Genomic DNA, 20,306 nt, shown 5'->3' on the forward strand with positions numbered 1-20,306 from the left:
GGAGAATGACCATGCAAGCGATTGTCTGCCATGCCGCGAAAGACCTGCGTGTCGAGCCCGGCAACGAAGCATTGCCGCTGACTGCTGGCCAGTTGCGCGTACGCGTTGCTCGAGGCGGTATCTGCGGCTCGGATCTTCACTACTACCAGCACGGCGGCTTCGGTGCGGTTCGGCTGAAAGAGCCGATGGTCCTCGGTCATGAAATCTCGGCGGTCATCGAAGAAGTCGGCGACGCGCAGAGCGCGTTCAGCGTCGGGCAACGGATTTCCGTGTCACCGTCACGGCCGTGCGGAGACTGCAAATACTGTCACGAAGGCCTGCCCAACCATTGCCTGAACATGCGTTTTTACGGCAGCGCGATGCCGTTTCCGCACATCCAGGGCGCATTCCGCGAGCATCTGGTGATCGAATCGAGCCAGGCCCATGTGCTGGCGCGGACCACTAGCCTGGCTGAAGGCGCACTGGCCGAGCCCCTGTCGGTCGGGCTTCATGCGATCCAGCGTGCCGGCGGTGTGTTCGGCAAGCGTGTGCTGGTGACCGGCTGCGGCCCGATCGGCAATTTGCTGATCGGCAGCCTGCGCGCGGCGGGTGCGTTGCAGATTATCGGCGCAGACCTGAGCGACAGCGCGCTGGCGTGCGCGCGCCGCATGGGTGCCAGCGAGACCCACAATCTGCGCGACGAGCCCGAAGCACTGGCGCGCTATACCGCCGACAAGGGTTATTTCGACGTGATGTTCGAGGCCTCCGGCAGCGCGCAAGCCTTGCGCGATGGCCTGACCTGCATACGCCCGCGCGGGATTGTGGTGACGGTCGGGCTCGGTGGCGATGTGGCGATTCCGCTGAATCTGGTGGTGGGCAAGGAAATCGACCTGCGCGGCACCTTTCGCTTCCACCCCGAATTCGCCCAGGCGGTGGATTTGCTCAATCGCAAGGTGATCGACGTGACGCCGGTGATCTCCCACACCCTCGCGTTCCAAGACGCGGTCCAGGCGTTCGAGCTGGCGGGCGACAAGCAGCAGGCGATGAAAGTCGTGCTGGATTTCGGGGTGCCGGACCAGTGACTAACGCTGCTCGCTCTGCGGTGTCACACGCAGCACCTCTTCAACCGTTGTCAGCCCCGCTGCGACCTTTTGCGCGCCGGACAACCGCAGGCTGCGCATGCCGTCCTTGAAGCCCTGGCGACGCAACGCCGTCAGGTCCAGGTCCGCCGTGATCAGTGACTTCACGGCGTCGGACATCAGCATGATCTCGTACACCCCCGCACGCCCGCGATAACCCGTGTCCCGGCACTCCGCGCAACCCACCGCCCGGTGCGCGCCGCTTGGAACGGGTGCCTGCCACGGCCGCGTCAGGGTCTGCCAGTCAACCTCATCCATTTCGATCGGCGCCTTGCAATGCGGGCAGAGCGTACGCACCAGGCGCTGGGCCATTACGCCGAGGATCGTCGCCTTGAGCAGGTAATGCGGCACACCCAGCTCCAGCAGACGGCTGATGGCGCTGGGCGCGTCGTTGGTGTGCAGCGTCGACAGCACCAGGTGACCGGTCAGCGCCGCCTGAATTGCCATTTCTGCGGTTTCCAGGTCGCGAATCTCGCCGATCATGATGATGTCCGGGTCTTGTCGCATCAGCGCGCGCACGCCGCTGGCAAAGGTCAGGTCGATATTGTGCTGCACCTGCATCTGATTGAACGCAGGCTCAACCATCTCGATCGGGTCTTCGATGGTGCAGAGGTTCACTTCCGAAGTCGCGAGCATCTTCAGCGTCGTGTACAGCGTGGTGGTCTTGCCGGAACCGGTCGGGCCGGTCACCAGAATGATGCCGTTGGGCTGCCGGGTCATGCCCTCCCAGCGACGCAGGTCATCGCCGGAGAACCCGAGCTGGTCGAAGTCCTTGAGCAGCACTTCCGGGTCAAAAATCCGCATGACCATCTTTTCGCCGAAGGCCGTGGGCAGCGTCGATAGCCGCAGCTCCACTTCGCCGCCGTCTGGCGTCTTGGTCTTAACCCGGCCGTCCTGTGGCTTGCGCTTCTCGGCCACATTCATCCGACCAAGGCTTTTCAGGCGGCTGGTGACGGCCATCGCCACCTGTGGCGGGAATTGATAAACGTTGTGCAGCACGCCGTCGATGCGGAAGCGGACGGTACCGGCTTCACGGCGTGGCTCGATGTGAATGTCGCTCGCCCGCTGCTGGTAGGCGTACTGGAACAGCCAGTCGACGATATTGACGATATGCGCGTCGTTGGCGTCCGGCTCCTGATCGCTGGCGCCGAGTTTGAGCAACTGTTCGAAATTGCCCATGTTGCTGATTTTCTGATCGCTGGCACTCGCGCCGCTGACCGATTTCGCCAGCCGATAAAACTCGACGGCCAGTTTCTGCACGTCGACGGGATTGGCGACGACTCGCTTGATCGGCATCTTCAGCACGTGGGTCAGGTCGGCTTCCCACGCATTCACGTAGGGTTGCGCGCTGGCGATGGTCACCGCGTCGCGATCGACGTCCACTGCAAGAATCTTGTGGCGCTGGGCGAAAGCGTAGGACATCAACGGGGTCACGGCGGCCACGTTGATTTTCAGCGGGTCGATGCGCAGGTACGGCTGGCCGGATTGCTCAGCCAGCCAGGCGGTCAGGGTTTCGAGGTCGAGTTTCTTGCCGGGCCGTTTGTGGTTGTCGAACTGCTGGGTGGCGATGAGTTCGAGCGGGTGGGCGTGGAGGTTCTGCGCGGCTCGGCGCAGCGTGAGCGCATATTCGGCGTTGTCCTGATCGAGGTATCCCTGCGCGACGAGGTCACGCAATACTTCGTTCAGATCCAGCCAGCGGTCCTGAGATGATGAGGCGAGGACGGACATGCGGGCTCCTTCGGACGAGACGGCTTACTTCGGTGATAAGCAAGAGTAGTCCCAAGCGTGCCAGTTGTTGCGCCCTGCCGGTAGCGAAGCGTTGCCAATATTTTCGGAGCACTCAACTGGCGGCGAGTGAGACGGCCTCGGTTACGACGTGCAAATCGCCCATGGGTTCAAGTTCGACCGAGCAAACACTGACCAGGTTGCGCATTTTTTCGCCAATCACCCGAGCGCGGTGCCACGTCATGCCGCCCACCTCGACGCTCACCATCAGCATGCCTTCCTGCTGCAACACGCTGATCTGTTGGGGAATCAGGTACTGCATCGCGAACAGGTTGAGCAGCCGGCAGAGTACGTCAGCTTCTGCCTCGGCGAGGATTTGATAGCGCGACAGGCAATGAGCGTTGCCGACGGACCAGACATCGTGGCGAAGAGGTGCAGGGCTGGCGGGTTCGAAATGCGGCATGTGGATCTCCTGACAGTCTCGTCGTTGCAATGACGTTGAATGGCAGAAAGTTTTACACGCTGAAAAAGAAATTTCTGATCGAAGACGCGCTTTATTAGTCTGTGCCAGACTTGTTTATGTGCAGAAGCCTACTTTCAGGAATTGACTATGCAAATTGCGCTGGATGCCTACGATCGCAAGATTCTGGCGCTGCTGCAGGAAGATGCGTCGCTGTCCAGCGCGCAGATCGCCGAGCAGGTCGGCCTGTCGCAGTCGCCTTGCTGGCGGCGGATCCAGCGGCTCAAGGAGGAGGGTGTGATCCGGCGGCAAGTGACGCTGCTGGATCGCAAGAAGATTGGCCTGAATACGCAGATCTTTGCGGAGGTAAAACTCAACGCCCACGGTCGGTCCAATTTCACTGAATTCACCGAGGCGATCCGTGGTTTTCCCGAAGTGCTGGAGTGTTATGTGCTGATGGGGTCGGTGGACTTTTTGCTGCGCATCGTTACGCCCGACATCGAAGCGTACGAGCGATTCTTCTTCGAAAAGCTCTCGCTGGTGCCGGGGATTCAGGAAGTGAATTCGACAGTGGCGCTGTCGGAAATCAAATCGACGACGAGCTTGCCGATCAACAGATAGGGTGCCAATTCCGCGCTGCGTGCATTTAGTGGGACCGGCTTCAGCCGGGAATGCGTCGGTAGGCACGCCGCAAAACTGCGGGTGCTGCAACTGACCTATTCCCGGCTAAAGCCGGTCCTACGAAACAGCGTCAGCCGGTCCTACTGACGGCGTCTTACAACTTCAATAATGTCTTCCACGCCCGGCTTTGCAGCACGGTGATGGTTTGCTGGACGCGGGCATCGAGGATTTCGTCGGTGATGTCCAGATGCGCCAGTTGCTCGAGCTTGTTCAGCTCGCCGTACAAGCGATCCAACTCAGGCAGGTCGAGTGCCTGGCGGGCGTAATGCAGCCAGACCTGAATCCGTTCGATGCGTGGCAGCTGCTCGGCAAGGTCTTCCGGCTGCTGCTGATAGCGCGGCAGGTTCAGCGCGGTGGCTTCATCGCCCAGGAAACGCGGCACCCAGCTGCTGAGCATCGCGTGGCCCTGACGGTTGCCACGGTTGTTACGCTCCACCGTCCAGCTGCGCGCCATCAACCAGCGCGAGGTGGTCAGCGAGAACAGACCCCAGCGGGTGTCTTGCAGCTCTTCGATGAACTGCTCGTGGGCGGCGGCGCGTACATCGCCATCTTCCTGGCCGGCGAGGACCAGCGTGCGCCAGTCCTCCAGCAAGGCATCCAGCGCAGCACGCAGGTCATGGGTCGTTGCGCGCGGAGCGGCCTGACCGAGGCTGCCGGCCAAAGCGCGCAGTTCAGCGAGCACTTCGACCCATTCCTGCAACAGGCTCCAGTGACCGTTGAAACGGTATTGCTCGGCCAGACGCTGGCTGCTGCCGAGCAGGAACCAGGCGATTGCGCTGAACGCGTCGTCTACCGAGAGTTCGCCATCCAGCTCGGGCGTCGGCAGCTTGATCGAGTAGCTGCTGGCGTCGAACAGGCGATAGCCACGTTCGGCCTTGCTGATATCGCAGGGCATCAGCGGCAGTTTCTCGGCCAGCTCTGCGGCCAGTTCCAGCAGCGCGGCAGGGTCGCCTTCGCGCAATTCCAGTTCCAGCTCGCAGATTTCTTCCTGCTGCTTGCCGGCGACCACCTTGCCCAGGTCCAGCGCTGCCTCGATCACCACCTTGGACTTGCCACGGCCCCAGGCGATTTCCGCTTTCTCACGGACGAAATCAGTGGTGAACACCGGCTTGATGGTTTTCTTGTCCAGATCCGCCAGTTGCTCGGGCCAGCATTCGCCGTCGAGCTTCTTCAGGTCCAGCTTGGCCTTTGGCACGTCCCAGTTGTATTCGTTGCGCTCGGACAGGCCCGCCACGCTCTGGCCGCGGGTCTTGAGGGTCTGAATGATTGCGTCGCCGTCGCGGCGCAGGCGTAGCGCAACCTTGGCATGGGCCAGCTCGCGCTCGGGAGTGTCGAAGTACTGGTTAAACAGCTCCAACCGCTCCCAGCCGCTCTTGTTGCGCTTCTTCAGCAACGGGTGCTCGCGCAGGGCTATGAGGGTTTCGCGGCTGACGCGGAGTTTGATTTCGGTTTCTTTCTGCATGGCCGGAGAATCCAAACGCTCTATCGCTGATAACAGGGGTCGCAGCCGGAATCGACACAGCTGCGTGGGCCGTGCAGTGTACAGGACATCAACCGTGACAGTTTATTCATGCGGGCCAATCGACCTATGATGGCTTGCGTGTCGCACCCCATCACCGGAGTCGCCTATGCCGTTGCCGTCCATGAAAGACCAGTTCGCCGCCCTGATCGCCGCGCCTTCTGTGAGCTGTACGCAGCCTGCGCTCGACCAGTCCAATCGCGCCGTCATTGATCTGCTGGCAGGCTGGCTGGGCGACCTGGGTTTTGCCTGTGACATCCAGCACGTGAGCCCCGGCAAGTTCAATCTGCTGGCGACGTATGGCACCGGCCCCGGCGGGCTGGTACTGGCGGGCCACAGCGATACGGTTCCTTACGACGATGCGTTGTGGAAGACCGATCCACTGAAACTGACCGAAGTTGACGGCAACTGGGTAGGGCTGGGCAGCTGCGACATGAAGGGCTTCTTCGCCCTGGCCATCGAAGCGCTGCAGCCCCTGCTCGATCAGCCGTTCAAGCAGCCGCTGATCATTCTCGCCACCTGCGATGAGGAAAGCTCGATGGCCGGTGCCAAGGCGCTGGCTGCGGCGAGCGGTGTGCTGGGGCGCGCCGCGGTTATTGGCGAGCCGACCCGGCTCAAGCCGGTCCGGCTGCACAAGGGCGTGATGATGGAGCGCATCGAGATTCTTGGCCGCAGCGGTCACTCCTCGGACCCAAGCCTGGGGCGTAGCGCACTTGAAGCCATGTACGACGCCATTGGCGAGCTGAAAGGCCTGCGCCGACAATGGCAGGAGCAGTACCGCAATCCGCAGTTCAGCGTGCCGCAACCGACCCTGAATTTCGGATGTATCCATGGCGGCGACAACCCGAACCGGATTTGCGGGCAATGCTCGCTGGAGTTCGACCTGCGCCCGCTGCCGGGCATGGACCCTGAAGTGCTGCGCGCCGCGATTCGGCAGAAATTGCAACCCCTCGCCGAACTGCATCAGGTGCAGATCGATTACGCGCCGCTGTTTTCGGAAGTGTCCCCGTTTGAAGAAAGCGCCGATGCGGAACTGGTGCGAATCGCCGAGCGGCTGACCGGTCACACGGCCGAAGCAGTGGCATTTGGCACTGAAGCGCCTTATCTTCAGCGCCTTGGTTGCGAAACCATCGTGATGGGGCCCGGGGATATTGCCTGTGCGCACCAGCCCGGTGAGTATCTTGAAATGTCACGTTTGCAGCCTACAGTGCGTCTGTTACGTCAATTGATCGAACATTACTGCCTGGCTACCCCTTGAGTGTGCCCAAGTGCTGCTTGAGTCAGGGCCTGTCTGAGCATTACCCGAAAAGGAGAATACGCGTGTTGCTATGCCTGTTCCGACGATAACGCTCATGCCGTCTTGAGTGTTTCCACCCTTCGTCCATCCACTACAGGCTCCTTTCGGATATGCCCGATTATGTCAATTGGCTCCGCCACGCGTCTCCCTACATCAATGCCCACCGGGATTGCACCTTCGTCGTCATGCTTCCGGGCGATGGCGTCGAGCACCCCAACTTCGGCAACATCGTCCACGACCTTGTGTTGCTGCACAGCCTCGGCGTGCGCCTCGTACTGGTTTATGGCTCTCGCCCGCAGATCGAAAGCCGCCTGCAAGCGCGTGGCCTGACGCCGCATTTCCATCACGACATGCGCGTGACCGATTTCGCCACGCTCGAATGCGTGATCGACGCCGTCGGCGCCCTGCGAATTGCCATCGAAGCGCGTTTGTCGATGGACATGGCCGCCTCGCCAATGCAGGGCTCGCGGCTACGTGTGACGGGCGGCAACTTTGTCACGGCGCGCCCGATCGGCGTCCTTGAAGGCGTCGATTTCCAGCACACCGGCGAAGTACGCCGCATTGACCGCAAGGGCATCAGTCGGCTGCTCGACGAACGCTCCATCGTGCTGCTGTCACCGCTGGGGTATTCGCCCACTGGCGAGGTCTTCAACCTGGCCTGCGAAGACGTTGCGACGCGCGCGGCGATTGATCTGGGTGCGGAAAAGCTGCTGTTGTTTGGCGCCGAGTCAGGCTTGCTGGACGAGCAGGGCCGATTGGTCCGTGAGCTGCGCCCACAACAGGTCCCTGCGCACCTTCAGCGCCTGGGCAGTAACTACCAGGCGGAGCTGCTGGATGCGGCGGCTCAGGCCTGTCGCGGTGGTGTGGCGCGCAGTCATATCGTCAGCTACGCCGAAGACGGCGCGCTGCTCTCCGAGCTGTTCACCCGCGCCGGCGGCGGCACACTGGTGGCCCAGGAGCAATTCGAACTGGTGCGCGAAGCGTCGATTGGCGATGTCGGGGGGCTCATCGACCTCATCACCCCGCTGGAAGAACAGGGCATTCTCGTGCGTCGTTCGCGAGAAGTGCTGGAGCGGGAAATCGAGCAGTTCAGCGTGGTCGAGCGTGAAGGCTTGATCATCGCCTGCGCGGCGCTGTACCCGATTGCCGATTCCGAAGCGGGTGAGTTGGCGTGTCTGGCGGTGAACCCCGAGTACCGCCATGGCGGGCGCGGCGATGAGCTGCTCGAACGCATCGAGGAGCGTGCCCGGGCATTGGGTCTGAAAACCCTTTTTGTCCTCACCACGCGCACCGCGCACTGGTTCCAGGAGCGTGGTTTCGAGGTCAGCAGCGTTGATCGTCTGCCGAGCGCGCGTGCGTCGCTGTACAACTATCAGCGTAATTCGAAGATTTTCGAGAAGGCGATCTAAGGTGTCATGCCGGATTTCAAACCGGCATCGACCCGACCACCTGTAGGCGCGCGCTTGCCCGCGAACGCATTCTGGCTGTGACGGATCTGTTGTTGACACTCTGCCTTCGCGGGCAAGCGCGCTCCTACATTGCGTTGTTGCACACCGAAGATGGGCGTTGGATGCTAAACCTGTTGGAGTGAGCTTGCTTGCGAAGGCGGTGGGTCAGCTGCCCAGGTGCTTAACGACCGAAATCCACTGTAGGAGCGCGCTTGCCCGCGAACGCATTCTGGCTGTGACGGATCGGTTGATTGACACTCCGCCTTCGCGGGCAGGCGCGCTCCTACAGGGGGGCGTGGCACTCCCGCAGGGTTGATCGGGTCGTGTCAGTTGATGACACGACCCATTTTGATCAGTTACTGATCGCCAGAATGCTCGCCTGATACGCGCCCACAAACGTGTCGAAATCCACTTTCTCTTCGGTCTGTTCCAGTTCCGCTTGCTGAGCCAGGGACTCGCGTGCCTTGCTTTCGAAATGGGTCTGGTCCTCGGCGCTCAGCGGATTGCTGCGGAAATGATCAGCGTGAAGCTGTGACTGGCGCAGCGAGAAGGCCGTGAAGCCTTCCTTGTGCTCGGTCATCGCAGACAGCACTTGTGCCGAAGGCGTCAGAGACGCGTCCGCCACCTTCGCGCGCTGAACGTCCAGCGACTTGACGTGCTGATCCGTGCCCTGGCTGGCATCGAGCAGTTCACAGATCGGCCTGATCGTGTCCAGCATCTCGTTGGCCCAGACTTTCAGGTCGATCGTCGTGTCGTTGCGGTTCAGTTGCAGGCCGGGACGGCGACCTTCCTTGACCACGGTCAGGAAGTTCGTGCTGGCGTTGCCGCACTCGTTGCTCGCCAGCTGCGGGCTGTCGTGCAGTGCGCAATACAGAATGAACGCATCAATGAAGCGCGATTGCTGAAGGTCGATGCCGACCGGCAGGAACGGGTTGATGTCCAGGCAGCGGACTTCCACGTACTGCACGCCGCGCGCGACGAGCGCCTGAATCGGGCGTTCGCCGGAATAGGTGACGCGTTTCGGACGGATCGTCGAGTAATACTCGTTCTCGATCTGCAGCACGTTGGTGTTGAGCTGAATCCACTCGCCATCCTTGTGCGTGCCGATTTCGACGTAGGGCGCGTAGGGCGTTGCCACCGCACGGCGCAGGCTGTCGGTGTAAGTCAGCAGGTCGTTGTAGCAGGGCGTCAGGTCCGCCTGGGCATTGCTCTGATAACCCAGGTCGCTCATGCGCAGGCTGGTGGCGTACGGCAGATACAGCGTTTCGGCGTCGAACTGCTCAAGCTGATGCGAACGGCCGCGCAGGAAGCTGGCGTCCAGCGCCGGCGACGCGCCGAACAGGTACATCAGCAGCCAGCTGTAACGACGGAAGTTGCGAATCAGGCCGATGTAGCTCTCGGACTGGAAATCACGGTCATCGCCTTCGAATTTCGCGTCCTGCTTGAGCACCGGCCAGATGGCTTCGGGCAACGAGAAGTTGTAATGAATGCCGGCGATGCACTGCATGGTTTTGCCGTAACGCAAGGCAAGGCCCTGACGGTAGACGTACTTGAGCTTGCCGATGTTGGAGGTGCCGTAATAGGCAATCGGAATTTCCGCTTCGGCCGGCAGCGGGCACGGCATCGAAGGGCTCCAGATGTATTCGCTGCCCAGTTTGCTGTACGCGAAGCGATGGATCTTATCCAGGCTCTCAAGCGTATCAGCAGGGTCGGCCAGGGCCGGAGTGATGAACTCCAGTAGCGACTCGGAGTAATCGGTGGTGATTTGCTCGTTGGTCAGCGCCGCGCCGAGGGCTTCCGGGTGCGGGGTTTGCGCCAGACGGCCTTCGCCCGTAACGCGCAGGCATTCACGCTCGATGCCGTGCAAGCACTTCTCCAGAAGGGAGAGGTTGGAGCGCTCGCCAAGCAGAGTCAGGCGGCGGTTGAGAAGTTCGCTCAAGTTGGAATCCTTCACGCGTCAGTCGGCCCTATATGGGGGCGATATGGCGGTCTACAAGGGTGAAGAAAGGAACTGGCGTTTTCGCCTCGTCGATGGCCCTAACGCCGATGCCCGTCGCTGATCGTTCCTACAAGGAAATCAGAAAATTTCGACACTGCTGAACAGTGCCGAAATTAACCCATAACGCCATCGGACAGCTAGACGATTGCGAACGTGCCCTGCGCTTTGGCAACCAGCTTGTCGTTCTGGCGAACGTCGGCTTCGACCACCAGCGTTCGGCGTCCGGCATGCAGCACCGTGCTGGTGCAGATGACTTCGCCCTCGGCCACGGCGCGCATGTAATTGATTTTGCATTCCACCGTGACGCTTTGCTTGTCGAAGCCGTGGGCGCTGGAACAGGCCAGCCCCATGGTGATGTCGACCAGACTGAACAGCGCGCCGCCATGCATGACGTTGCCGCGATTGCGCAGGTGCGGCTCCAGCGGCAAGGCCACAACAGCAACGCCCTCGTCCAGTTGCACCACCCGGCAGCCGAGCGTCTTGAAATAGGCGCTCTGGGTCAGTTCATCAGGGATATCCATCAGCGCTTCTTCAATGGCTTGGCGTTAGCGAACAGCGACGCCATCGGATTGTTGCTCGGCGCCGGGGTGGCGGCTTCCTTGCGAGGGGCATTGCTTTGCTGCTGACGTGGCGCTGCTCCAGGACGAGCACCGCGAGCGCCGTCGACTTTCTCGCCCGGCGTGTCGCTCATGCGCATCGACAGACCGACGCGCTTACGCGGGATGTCCACTTCCATCACCTTCACCTTCACCACATCGCCAGCTTTGACCGCTTCGCGAGGGTCCTTGATGAACTTCTCCGATAGCGCAGAGATATGCACCAAACCGTCCTGATGCACGCCGATATCGACGAATGCACCAAAGTTGGTGACGTTGGTGACCACGCCTTCCAGGATCATGCCCGGCTGAAGATCCTTCAAGTCTTCAACGCCGTCCTGAAACTCAGCGGTCTTGAAGCCCGGGCGCGGATCGCGGCCCGGCTTTTCCAGCTCTTGAAGGATATCGGTGACGGTGGGGAGGCCGAAGGTTTCGTCGGTGAATTTCTTCGGGTCGAGACGCTTCAGGAAGCCTGCGTCGCCGATCAGCGAGCGGATGTCGCGATCGGTCTGGGCGGCGATGCGCTGCACCAGCGGATACGCCTCAGGGTGAACGGCTGACGAATCCAGCGGGTTGTCGCCGTTCATGACGCGCAGAAAGCCGGCGGCTTGTTCGAAGGTTTTCTCGCCCAGACGCGGGACTTTCTTCAGCGCCGCACGGGTCTTGAACGCGCCGTTCTGGTCGCGGTGGGAAACGATGTTCTGCGCCAGCGTGGTGTTCAGGCCGGAAATCCGCGCCAGCAGGGCCACGGATGCGGTGTTCACATCCACACCCACGGCGTTCACGCAGTCTTCCACCACCGCGTCGAGGCCGCGGGCCAGTTTGAGCTGCGAGACGTCATGCTGGTACTGGCCAACGCCGATGGATTTCGGGTCGATTTTTACCAGCTCCGCGAGCGGATCCTGCAAGCGGCGGGCAATGGACACGGCGCCACGGATCGAAACGTCGAGGTCCGGGAATTCCTTGGCAGCGAGTTCCGACGCCGAGTACACCGAAGCGCCCGCTTCAGAGACCATGACTTTGGTCATCTTCAGGCCTGGATACTTTTTGATCAGATCGCCGGCCAGCTTGTCAGTTTCGCGGCTGGCAGTGCCGTTGCCGATCGCGATCAGGTCGACCGAATGCTTGGCGCAAAGGGCTGCCAGCACGGCGATGGTCTGATCCCACTGGTTTTTCGGTACGTGGGGGTAAACCGTGGCGTAGTCCAGCAGTTTGCCGGTGCTGTCGACCACGGCGACCTTGCAACCCGTGCGCAGGCCCGGGTCGAGGCCCAGCGTGGCGCGAGGCCCTGCGGGTGCGGCCAGCAACAGGTCGTGCAGGTTGTGAGCGAATACGTTGATCGCTTCGGTTTCGGCACCTTCGCGCAGCTCGCCGAGCAGGTCGGTTTCGAGGCTGGAGTACAGCTTGACCTTCCAGGTCCAGCGCACGACTTCGGCCAGCCACTTGTCCGCAGGGCGGTTCTGATTCTGCAGGCCAAAGCGCTCGCTGATCATCATTTCGCACGGGTGCAAAGTGCCGGGCAGCTCTTCGCCGACTTTCAGCGCCGAACTCAGCACGCCCTCGTTGCGACCCCGGAAGATCGCTAGCGCACGGTGCGACGGCATGCTCTTGAGCGGCTCGTTGTGTTCGAAATAGTCGCGGAACTTGGCGCCTTCTTCCTCTTTACCCGGCACTACACGCGCACTGATCACGGCTTCGTGCTTGAGGAAACTGCGCAGCTTCTCCAGCAGCGTCGCGTCTTCGGCGAACCGCTCCATCAGAATGTATTTGGCGCCTTCGAGCACGGCCTTTACGTCGGCGAAGCCTTTTTCGGCATCGACGAAGCGCGCGGCCTCGGCTTCTGGGGTAAGTGTTGGGTCGTTGAAGATCCCGTCGGCCAGCTCACCCAGGCCGGCTTCCAGTGCGATCTGGCCTTTGGTGCGGCGCTTCTGCTTGTACGGCAGGTACAAGTCTTCAAGGCGGGTCTTGGTGTCGGCGAGTTTGATGTCGCGCGCCAGTTCAGGGGTCAGCTTGCCTTGCTCTTCGATGCTGGCAAGGATGCTGATGCGGCGCTCGTCGAGTTCGCGCAGGTAGCGCAGGCGCTCTTCCAGATGACGCAGTTGCGTGTCATCGAGGCTGCCAGTGACTTCCTTGCGGTAGCGAGCGATGAAAGGCACCGTTGAGCCTTCATCCAGTAGCGCGACGGCCGCTTCGACCTGTTGCGGGCGGACGCCGAGTTCCTCGGCGATGCGGCTGTTGATACTGTCCATAAAACCACCTGGCAAATGTGTGTGCATTAAATCAGCGGCTGGCGAACCGCCTTGAACGAGCGTTGCCTGACCTTGAAGGCGGCGCATTATACCCAGTGAGCCCTGAATAGGGGATCGGCCAGTCGATGCGCCGATTTCAGCCCGCGCAGCCGCTGTGAATCGCGCTCAAGTGACTGAGCGAGAGCACCCATGTGGATTCAGGAAAAATCTGCTAACAATGCACACGGTGCGCATAACTGCAGCTACGCCATAATGCGCGCCGAGATCAAAGGAGCTTCCAATGAGCAGCACTGCACAAACGGCTGAAGGCGAGAAAATCCTCATCGTTGACGATGACCCGGGCTTGAGCAGCCTGCTAGAACGCTTTTTCAACAGCAAGGGCTATCGCGCCCGGGCTGTGCCCAACGTGGAGCAAATGGATCGGCTGCTGGCGCGCGAAGTGTTCCACCTCGTGGTCCTTGACCTGATGCTGCCAGGCGAAGACGGCCTGTCCGCCTGCCGCCGTTTGCGCGCCGCGAACAATCAAGTCCCCATCATCATGCTCACCGCCAAGGGCGACGAGCTCAGCCGCATCAAGGGCCTTGAGCTCGGCGCCGATGATTACCTCGCAAAACCTTTCAACCCTGACGAGCTGATGGCCCGCGTTCGCGCTGTGCTGCGTCGTCAATCCGCACCCGTCCCTGGCGCGCCTGCCACGGAAGACGAAACCGTCACCTTTGGCGATTACGCTCTGTCGCTCGCCACCCGCGAGCTCAAGCGTGGCGACGAAGTGCACATGCTCACCACGGGTGAATTCGCCGTGTTGAAGGCGTTGGTCATGCACGCCCGTGAGCCGCTGACGCGGGACAAACTGATGAACCTGGCCCGTGGCCGTGAGTGGGACGCGCTGGAGCGCTCCATCGACGTCCAGATCTCCCGCCTGCGTCGTCTGATTGAAGTGGACGCTGCCAAGCCGCGTTACATTCAGACGGTCTGGGGAGTGGGTTATGTTTTCGTTCCAGACGGTGCCAACAAGCAGTAACAGCAAGTTCGACGGTAACCTGCCGGGCCTGTCTCACGCCCGCCTACGTTAGCCAGTCACCTCAATGTTCGTGAAAGCGGCCATTGGCGTGACTGGTTTTTGCTGTGTCATGTGTTCCGCAAATTCGCGAGCCTGGCTCGCTTCCGCAAAGTGTGCAGCTGCTGTTATGAAGACACCGCTCTGGTTCCCGCAAAGTTTTTTCTCCCGCACCCTGTGGCTGGTGCTCATTGTCGTGCTGTTTTCGAAAGCGCTGACCCTCGTCTATCTGCTGATGAACGAGGATGTTCTGGTCGATCGCCAATACAGCCACGGCGTTGCACTCACTTTGCGGGCTTACTGGGCGGCCGATGAGAGTGACCGGCAGACCATCGCCGACGCCGCCGGGCTGATCCGCGTGGTGGGTGGTGGAGTGCCGGAAGGCGAGCAGCACTGGCCGTACTCCGAGATCTACCAACGGCAGATGCAGGATGAGCTGGGCGCGGACACCGAAGTGCGCCTGCGTGTCCACGCGCCCCCTGCGCTGTGGGTGAGGGCGCCGAGTCTCGGTGATGGCTGGCTGAAAGTGCCGCTGTACCCGCATCCGTTGCGCGGGCAGAAAATCTGGAGCGTGTTGGGCTGGTTCCTGGCGATCGGATTGCTGTCGACGGCATCGGCATGGATATTCGTCAGCCAGCTCAATCAGCCGCTCAAACGCCTGGTTTTTGCCGCCCGCCAGTTAGGGCAGGGCCGCAGTGTGCGGTTGCCGGTGGGCGACACGCCCAGCGAAATGACCGAGGTGTACCGCGCGTTCAACCAGATGGCCGAAGACGTGGAGCAGGCGGGGCAGGAGCGCGAGTTAATGCTCGCCGGGGTGTCCCATGATTTGCGGACGCCGTTGACCCGTCTGCGTCTGTCACTTGAATTGATGCCGACCAACAATGAGTTCATGGAAGGCATGGTCCGCGACATCGAAGACATGGATGCCATCCTCGATCAATTCCTGGCATTCATCCGGGACGGGCGCGATGAAGAGGTCGAAGAAGTCGATCTGGTCGAGCTGGTCCACGAAGTCGTCGCGCCGTACAACAACCCTGTGGAGCAGGTCCGGTTGTGCCTGGAGTCCATTCCGCCTTTCCCGCTGCGACGGGTTTCCATGAAGCGGCTGCTCAATAACCTCATCGGCAACGCGATGCACCATGCCGGTGACGGCGTTGAAGTAGCGGCCTATGTTTCTGGCGACAGCGGTGCGCCTTACGTGGTGCTGAGCGTGCTGGATCGGGGTATGGGGATTGACCCGTCGGAATTGGAGGGGATTTTCAATCCTTTCATTCGCGGCGACCGCGCCAGGAGTGGAAAGGGGACAGGGCTTGGCCTGGCGATCGTCAAGCGCATTGCCGCGATGCACGGCGGCAATGTCGAATTGCGTAATCGTTCGGGAGGCGGGCTGGAGGCCAGAGTTCGGCTGCCGTTGGGGTTGTTGCTGCCGCGGGATGCCGACTGATTCGTTCGTGATTCTGCCTGGAGGCCGCAGGCGGGGGGCGTGCTCGCGACCAACGCCTCCGTGCAGAAATGGGCGTAGGCGTTAGCCCTTGCCCTTGGTGCGGGTCATGTGCGGCCCGCCGTTTTTCTCGATGTACTCGATTATTATCCCCGCGACATCCTTGCCGGTGGTGGTTTCAATGCCTTCAAGACCGGGGGATGAGTTCACTTCCATCACCAGTGGCCCGTGGTTGGAACGCAGGATATCGACGCCCGCGACACTCAAGCCCATGACCTTGGCCGCGCGAATGGCCGTCATGCGCTCTTCCGGGGTGATCTTGATCAGACTGGCAGTGCCGCCCCGGTGCAGGTTGGAGCGGAATTCCCCGGGCTTCGCCTGACGCTTCATCGAAGCAATGACCTTGTCGCCCACCACGAAGCAGCGGATATCGGCGCCACCGGCTTCCTTGATGTACTCCTGCACCATGATGTCCTGCTTGAGACCCATGAAGGCCTCGATCACGGATTCAGCCGCTGTCGCGGTTTCGCACAGCACCACGCCAATGCCTTGCGTCCCTTCGAGCACCTTGATCACCAGGGGTGCGCCGTTGACCATTTGAATCAGGTCAGGGATGTCGTCCGGTGAGTGAGCAAAGCCGGTGACGGGCAAGCCAACACCGCGTCGCGACAACAACTGCAGCGAGCGCAACTTGTCGCGGGAGCGCGCGATGGCGACGGATTCGTTGAGCGGGAACACGCCCATCATTTCAAACTGACGCAACACGGCACAGCCGTAGAAGGTCACGGAGGCGCCGATGCGCGGTATCACCGCATCGAAACCTTCCAGGGGTTTACCTCGGTAGTGAATCTGCGGCTTATGACTGGCGATGTTCATATAGGCGCGCAGGGTATCGACCACCACGACCTCGTGGCCGCGCTGAATCCCAGCTTCGACCAGACGACGAGTTGAATACAGACGCGGGTTTCGCGAAAGCACAGCGATCTTCATGCAGCACCTGTGGCAGAGAGATTTGAAGCCGGGAACACCGGCTTGTCCTGAATATATGTAACACCCGGATTGACCACCAATTGGCCGTCAATCAGGGCTTTGGAACCCAGCAGCAGCCGGTAGCGCATGGCCTTGCGACAGGCCAGCGTGAATTCCACCGGCCAGACCCGATCCCCCAGCGCCAGCGTCGTACGAATGACGTAGCGAACCTGGGCGTGGCCATTGGAGCTTTTGATGGTTTTCATCGCCACCAGTTGTGCCTCGCAGCGACGATGGCGCAGTTGCACCACCGTCCCCAAGTGCGCGTTGAAGCGCACCCATTTTTCGCCGTCCCGTTCGAACGGTTCTATTTCTGTCGCGTGCAGGCTGGAAGTGCTGGCACCGGTGTCGATTTTAGCGCGCAGCCCGGCGACTCCCAGATGGGGCAAAGCCACCCATTCGCGAAGGCCGATGACTGTCAGATGGTCAAATGTTTTCAAAGCGGTTCCGTTCGTTTACACGTTCTGCCATGCGCCGGCATCGATGTGCGCCAGCGCCTGGAATGCAGGCTTGGCGAACCAGTAGCCTTGCATGAGGTAAATGCTGCAGTCGGCGAGGAAGTCTCGTTCGCCTGCCTGTTCAATGCCTTCGGCGATCACTGTAACGTTCAGCTCCGTACACATTGTGACAATGCCGCGCACGATGGCCTGCCGTGCGGGGTCCAGATGGACGTTGCGCACCAGCGCCATGTCGAGCTTGATCAGGTCGGGCTGGAAGTCGGCGAGCAGGGTCAGTCCCGAATGCCCGGCGCCGAAGTCGTCGATGGCAGTCTTGAAACCAAACTGGCGGTACTCCCGAAGGATGTTGGTCAAGTGACTGTTGTTACCCACGTGCTCGGATTCGACAGTCTCGAAGATCAGCCGGTCCAGCGGAAAGTTGTGGGCGCGAGCCGCTTCAAGGGTGGTGCGAATGCACAGTTCGGGGCGATACACCGCGTTGGGCAGGAAGTTGATCGACAAGTATTCATCCATTCCCAGCCGGGCGGCAGTTGAAATCGCGCGGGTTCGGCACAATTGATCGAAGCGGTAACGGTTGGTGTCGTCAACCCGGTTCAGTACGGACTGCGCCCCCTCGCCATTAACCCCGCGCACCAAGGCTTCATGGGCAAATACCGAGCGGTCGCGGACGTCCACGATAGGCTGATAAGCGAATTCAAATTCGAAATCCAGCGCGGAGCTTTCTCTGCAGCCCTGGCACCCACCAGTCAATGACGTTGGGAAGTCTGTCACGTCGTTCTCCTGAAGCCGGTGCTTTAGTCTTGGTGGGCAGTGTAAACGAGGGTTGAGGTTACTGCGTCCCCGGCGTGACGTAGTACGATTCTGACCATTACACGATTGAGGAATTCAGATGACACAGAAGTCAGACGAGGACGACAAGGTCCGTCTGGACAAATGGCTTTGGGCGGCGCGATTCTTCAAGACGCGTGCGCTGGCAAAAGCCGCCATTGAAAGCGGTAAGGTTCATTGTCGCGGCGAGCGTTGCAAGCCGGGAAAAGAGCCGCGCGTAGGGGATGAGTTCCAGATTAGAGCGGGCTTCGATGAGCGGACCGTGGTGGTTCAGGCGTTGTCGATTGTCCGGCGAGGTGCCCCCGAGGCTCAGCTGCTGTACAGCGAAACGCCGGAGAGCCTCGCCAAACGCGAGCAAGCCGCCGAAATGCGCAAGGCTGGAAGCTTGGGCGTGACCACTGACGGCAGGCCGACCAAAAAGCAGCGTCGGCAATTGTTTCATTTTCATTCGGGTGACGACTGACGATCTCGCAGCTTGTCCGGGATCGCGAATTCATCGACCCCGGACGGCTCAGTAGCGACAGGCAGCTTACAAATGGGAACCCGACTTCATGATGCTCAGGCATTTGAGCAGCGGCAGGCGGCCAGGCATATTGAAGACCGGCGCGGTCAAGCGAAACAGGAAGGCGGTAGCAGTGGCCACGAACGGGGTGTAGCAGCTCCAGCCCAATGCCAGCAAAGCGATCATCACGCCGCCAATGTAATCGTCCTGCCCCCAATGAGCGCCGGCGACCAGGCGCGGCATCATGAACAGGAACGCCTGCGCCCAGATGACCACGCGCTGGCCGACCGTACGGCTGTAAACGCTCATGAACATCGCCCAGATCAGCAGCACGGAAGCGTGGTCACCGGGAAAGCTTTGGCTGGAGCGGTCCTTGAGCTGCCACTTGTCTTCCAGCTCCGGGAATATGTCGCTGAGCTTGATGGCATCAGGGATCATCACCGACGCGCTGTCATGTTGCAGCGCGCTGTGGTCGATGATCTTGGAAAACACCGTGCGGATGATCAGCAGCAGGATCAGCGTCAGCACAAAGCCGATCAGCGCCGCCCGCGTTTGCAAGGATTTGAACACCCAGTCGCCCTTTATAAGCAGCGTGAGAAGAATCAGGCCGACGACGATATCGAAGGGCCGCATGCTGGCAATCGTCCAGATCCACAACCACGCCTCGTTTTGCTCAAGCGGGCGGTTCAGTACGTGAAACAGGCCTTCGTCGAAATGCGTGAAAGCCGCGTGGCCCGTGGGCCAGATCCACAGCAGCAGCAGGGCCAGCGCAACCAGATTACACAGCAAGAATTTTTTGGCGTTCCACTTGGGTTGGAACAACGCGGGATAGTCCATAAAATGCCCCCATCGGCATGACAGTGCACCCGTCGGTGCTAAATCGCGCTTTATAGGCGTTTGTCATCATTTTGTCATCCATTCAGATACCTTCTCCTATGCCAGACTTTCCGGATACCGATTACACCCAGCGCTTCATCTTCGACGAGAGCGACGTTCGCGGCGAACTCGTGGCCCTTGAGCGCAGCTATGCCGAGGTACTTGCCAAGCACCCGTATCCCGAGCCAGTCGCTCAGTTGCTTGGCGAGATGCTCGCCGCCGCCGCGCTGCTGGTGGGCACGCTGAAGTTTGATGGCCTTTTGGTTTTACAGGCGCGGTCGCTTGGACCGGTGTCGTTGCTCATGGTCGAATGCTCCAGCGAGCGCGAACTGCGCGGCATCGCGCGTTACGACGAAGCCCTGGTCACGCCGGACGCCACGTTGCTCGATCTGATGCCCAATGGTGACCTGACCATGACCATAGACCCGCGTCAGGGCAAGCGCTATCAGGGCATCGTAGGCCTGGACGGCGTCGACCTGTCGGCGTGCCTGTCCGAGTATTTTGTGATGTCGGAGCAACTGCCGACGCGCTTCTGGATCAAGGCCGACGGCAAGCGCGCACGCGGGCTGCTGCTGCAACAGTTGCCAGCTGAAAAGCTCAAAGAGCCGGAAGAGCGCGAGGCCAGCTGGCAGCACGTCAATGTGCTGGTCGACACCCTGACCGCTGAAGAATTGCTCAGCCTGACCAACGAAACCGTATTGAAGCGGCTGTTCCACGAAGACGTCGTGCGCATGTTCGATGTCCAGCCACTGGTGTTCCGTTGCAGCTGCTCGCGCGAACGTTCTGGCAATGCGTTGGTCAGTCTTGGTCTGGAAGATGCACAGCAGTTGGTGATCGAGCATCACGGTGCGGTTGAGATTGACTGCCAGTTCTGCAATCAGCGCTATCTCTTCGATGCAACCGATGTAGCGCAGCTGTTTGCAGGGGGTGGGGTGGATACCCCTTCCGATACCCGCCATTAATGTAGTGCGGGTCCTGCGCTGAAAGCTTTCCGCCCGGCCCGCTTGACTCTTCTTCATGTAG

General features: G+C 60.8%; 18 protein-coding genes. 8 read left to right on the top strand and 10 right to left on the bottom strand.

Annotated elements, in window-relative coordinates:
* The first annotated feature begins 11 nt into the window (after positions 1 to 11).
* Positions 12 to 1,061 carry an L-idonate 5-dehydrogenase gene (locus tag L4G42_RS13210; protein WP_237250010.1) on the top strand — a complete coding sequence of 350 codons (1,050 nt, stop codon included), beginning with the start codon at positions 12 to 14 and terminating at the stop codon, positions 1,059 to 1,061.
* Here L4G42_RS13210 and tfpB read toward each other — a convergent pair whose 3' ends face one another.
* Positions 1,062 to 2,846 (bottom strand): type IV pilus assembly ATPase TfpB, encoded by a 1,785-nt coding sequence (tfpB, locus tag L4G42_RS13215; protein ID WP_237250009.1) that lies wholly within the window; start codon positions 2,844 to 2,846, stop codon positions 1,062 to 1,064.
* Positions 2,847 to 2,958: 112 nt separating this feature from the next.
* The gene (locus L4G42_RS13220) at positions 2,959 to 3,306 is read right to left on the bottom strand and encodes a hypothetical protein (protein ID WP_237250008.1); all 348 of its coding nucleotides are present in this window, start codon (positions 3,304 to 3,306) and stop codon (positions 2,959 to 2,961) included.
* Between the two features lie 147 nt (positions 3,307 to 3,453).
* Between L4G42_RS13220 and L4G42_RS13225 the strand changes: the two genes are divergently transcribed.
* Positions 3,454 to 3,924, top strand: a complete 471-nt coding sequence (locus L4G42_RS13225) for an Lrp/AsnC family transcriptional regulator (protein WP_237250007.1) — start codon at positions 3,454 to 3,456, stop codon at positions 3,922 to 3,924.
* Between the two features lie 154 nt (positions 3,925 to 4,078).
* On the opposite strand, the gene L4G42_RS13230 is transcribed toward L4G42_RS13225, so the two are convergent.
* Positions 4,079 to 5,446 carry a CYTH domain-containing protein gene (locus L4G42_RS13230; protein ID WP_237250006.1) on the bottom strand — a complete coding sequence of 456 codons (1,368 nt, stop codon included), beginning with the start codon at positions 5,444 to 5,446 and terminating at the stop codon, positions 4,079 to 4,081.
* Positions 5,447 to 5,612: 166 nt separating this feature from the next.
* On the opposite strand from L4G42_RS13230, the gene argE reads away from it, so the two are divergent.
* Positions 5,613 to 6,761, top strand: coding sequence for an acetylornithine deacetylase (gene argE, locus L4G42_RS13235; RefSeq protein WP_237250005.1), 1,149 nt, complete (start codon positions 5,613 to 5,615; stop codon positions 6,759 to 6,761).
* 149 nt (positions 6,762 to 6,910) lie between these two features.
* Positions 6,911 to 8,209: an amino-acid N-acetyltransferase gene (gene argA, locus L4G42_RS13240; protein WP_237250004.1), complete on the top strand. Its 1,299-nt coding sequence runs from the start codon at positions 6,911 to 6,913 to the stop codon at positions 8,207 to 8,209.
* A 391-nt stretch (positions 8,210 to 8,600) separates the two neighbouring features.
* Here the strand turns inward: argA and gshA are convergent, their stop codons facing one another.
* From gshA to L4G42_RS13255, 3 genes are all read right to left on the bottom strand, one after another.
* Positions 8,601 to 10,187, bottom strand: coding sequence for a glutamate--cysteine ligase (gene gshA / locus L4G42_RS13245; RefSeq protein ID WP_237250003.1), 1,587 nt, complete (start codon positions 10,185 to 10,187; stop codon positions 8,601 to 8,603).
* Positions 10,188 to 10,384: 197 nt separating this feature from the next.
* Positions 10,385 to 10,768: a PaaI family thioesterase gene (locus L4G42_RS13250; RefSeq protein ID WP_122623487.1), complete on the bottom strand. Its 384-nt coding sequence runs from the start codon at positions 10,766 to 10,768 to the stop codon at positions 10,385 to 10,387.
* Positions 10,768 to 13,092 carry a Tex family protein gene (locus L4G42_RS13255; RefSeq protein WP_237250002.1) on the bottom strand — a complete coding sequence of 775 codons (2,325 nt, stop codon included), beginning with the start codon at positions 13,090 to 13,092 and terminating at the stop codon, positions 10,768 to 10,770. The genes L4G42_RS13250 and L4G42_RS13255 overlap by 1 nt, the downstream gene beginning before the upstream one ends.
* A gap of 280 nt (positions 13,093 to 13,372) precedes the next feature.
* Between L4G42_RS13255 and ompR the strand changes: the two genes are divergently transcribed.
* Both ompR and L4G42_RS13265 read left to right on the top strand, forming a co-directional pair.
* Entirely contained in the window at positions 13,373 to 14,113 is a 741-nt protein-coding gene (gene ompR / locus L4G42_RS13260) for an osmolarity response regulator transcription factor OmpR (RefSeq protein WP_065987440.1), read from the top strand.
* A gap of 166 nt (positions 14,114 to 14,279) precedes the next feature.
* Positions 14,280 to 15,593: an ATP-binding protein gene (locus tag L4G42_RS13265; RefSeq protein WP_192171344.1), complete on the top strand. Its 1,314-nt coding sequence runs from the start codon at positions 14,280 to 14,282 to the stop codon at positions 15,591 to 15,593.
* An 81-nt stretch (positions 15,594 to 15,674) separates the two neighbouring features.
* On the opposite strand, the gene rimK is transcribed toward L4G42_RS13265, so the two are convergent.
* Genes rimK through rimA form a run of 3 tightly spaced genes read right to left on the bottom strand, consistent with a single transcriptional unit; the run spans position 15,675 to position 17,848 of the window.
* Entirely contained in the window at positions 15,675 to 16,580 is a 906-nt protein-coding gene (rimK, locus tag L4G42_RS13270) for a 30S ribosomal protein S6--L-glutamate ligase (RefSeq protein ID WP_133773681.1), read from the bottom strand.
* Positions 16,577 to 17,059 (bottom strand): retropepsin-like aspartic endopeptidase RimB, encoded by a 483-nt coding sequence (rimB, locus tag L4G42_RS13275; RefSeq protein ID WP_065987437.1) that lies wholly within the window; start codon positions 17,057 to 17,059, stop codon positions 16,577 to 16,579. Before rimB ends, rimK begins: the two co-directional genes overlap by 4 nt.
* A gap of 15 nt (positions 17,060 to 17,074) precedes the next feature.
* Positions 17,075 to 17,848 (bottom strand): S6 modification regulatory phosphodiesterase RimA, encoded by a 774-nt coding sequence (gene rimA / locus L4G42_RS13280; RefSeq protein ID WP_237250001.1) that lies wholly within the window; start codon positions 17,846 to 17,848, stop codon positions 17,075 to 17,077.
* Positions 17,849 to 17,966: 118 nt separating this feature from the next.
* Here rimA and L4G42_RS13285 point away from each other — a divergent pair, with 118 nt between their 5' ends.
* Positions 17,967 to 18,368, top strand: coding sequence for an RNA-binding S4 domain-containing protein (locus L4G42_RS13285; protein ID WP_237250000.1), 402 nt, complete (start codon positions 17,967 to 17,969; stop codon positions 18,366 to 18,368).
* Between the two features lie 66 nt (positions 18,369 to 18,434).
* Here L4G42_RS13285 and L4G42_RS13290 read toward each other — a convergent pair whose 3' ends face one another.
* The gene (locus tag L4G42_RS13290) at positions 18,435 to 19,244 is read right to left on the bottom strand and encodes a phosphatase PAP2 family protein (RefSeq protein ID WP_237249999.1); all 810 of its coding nucleotides are present in this window, start codon (positions 19,242 to 19,244) and stop codon (positions 18,435 to 18,437) included.
* 98 nt (positions 19,245 to 19,342) lie between these two features.
* Here L4G42_RS13290 and hslO point away from each other — a divergent pair, with 98 nt between their 5' ends.
* Positions 19,343 to 20,245, top strand: a complete 903-nt coding sequence (gene hslO, locus L4G42_RS13295) for an Hsp33 family molecular chaperone HslO (RefSeq protein WP_237249998.1) — start codon at positions 19,343 to 19,345, stop codon at positions 20,243 to 20,245.
* Positions 20,246 to 20,306 lie beyond the last annotated feature (61 nt).

The sequence above is a fragment of the Pseudomonas petrae genome, assembly GCF_021728295.1.
Lineage (GTDB): Bacteria > Pseudomonadota > Gammaproteobacteria > Pseudomonadales > Pseudomonadaceae > Aquipseudomonas > Aquipseudomonas petrae.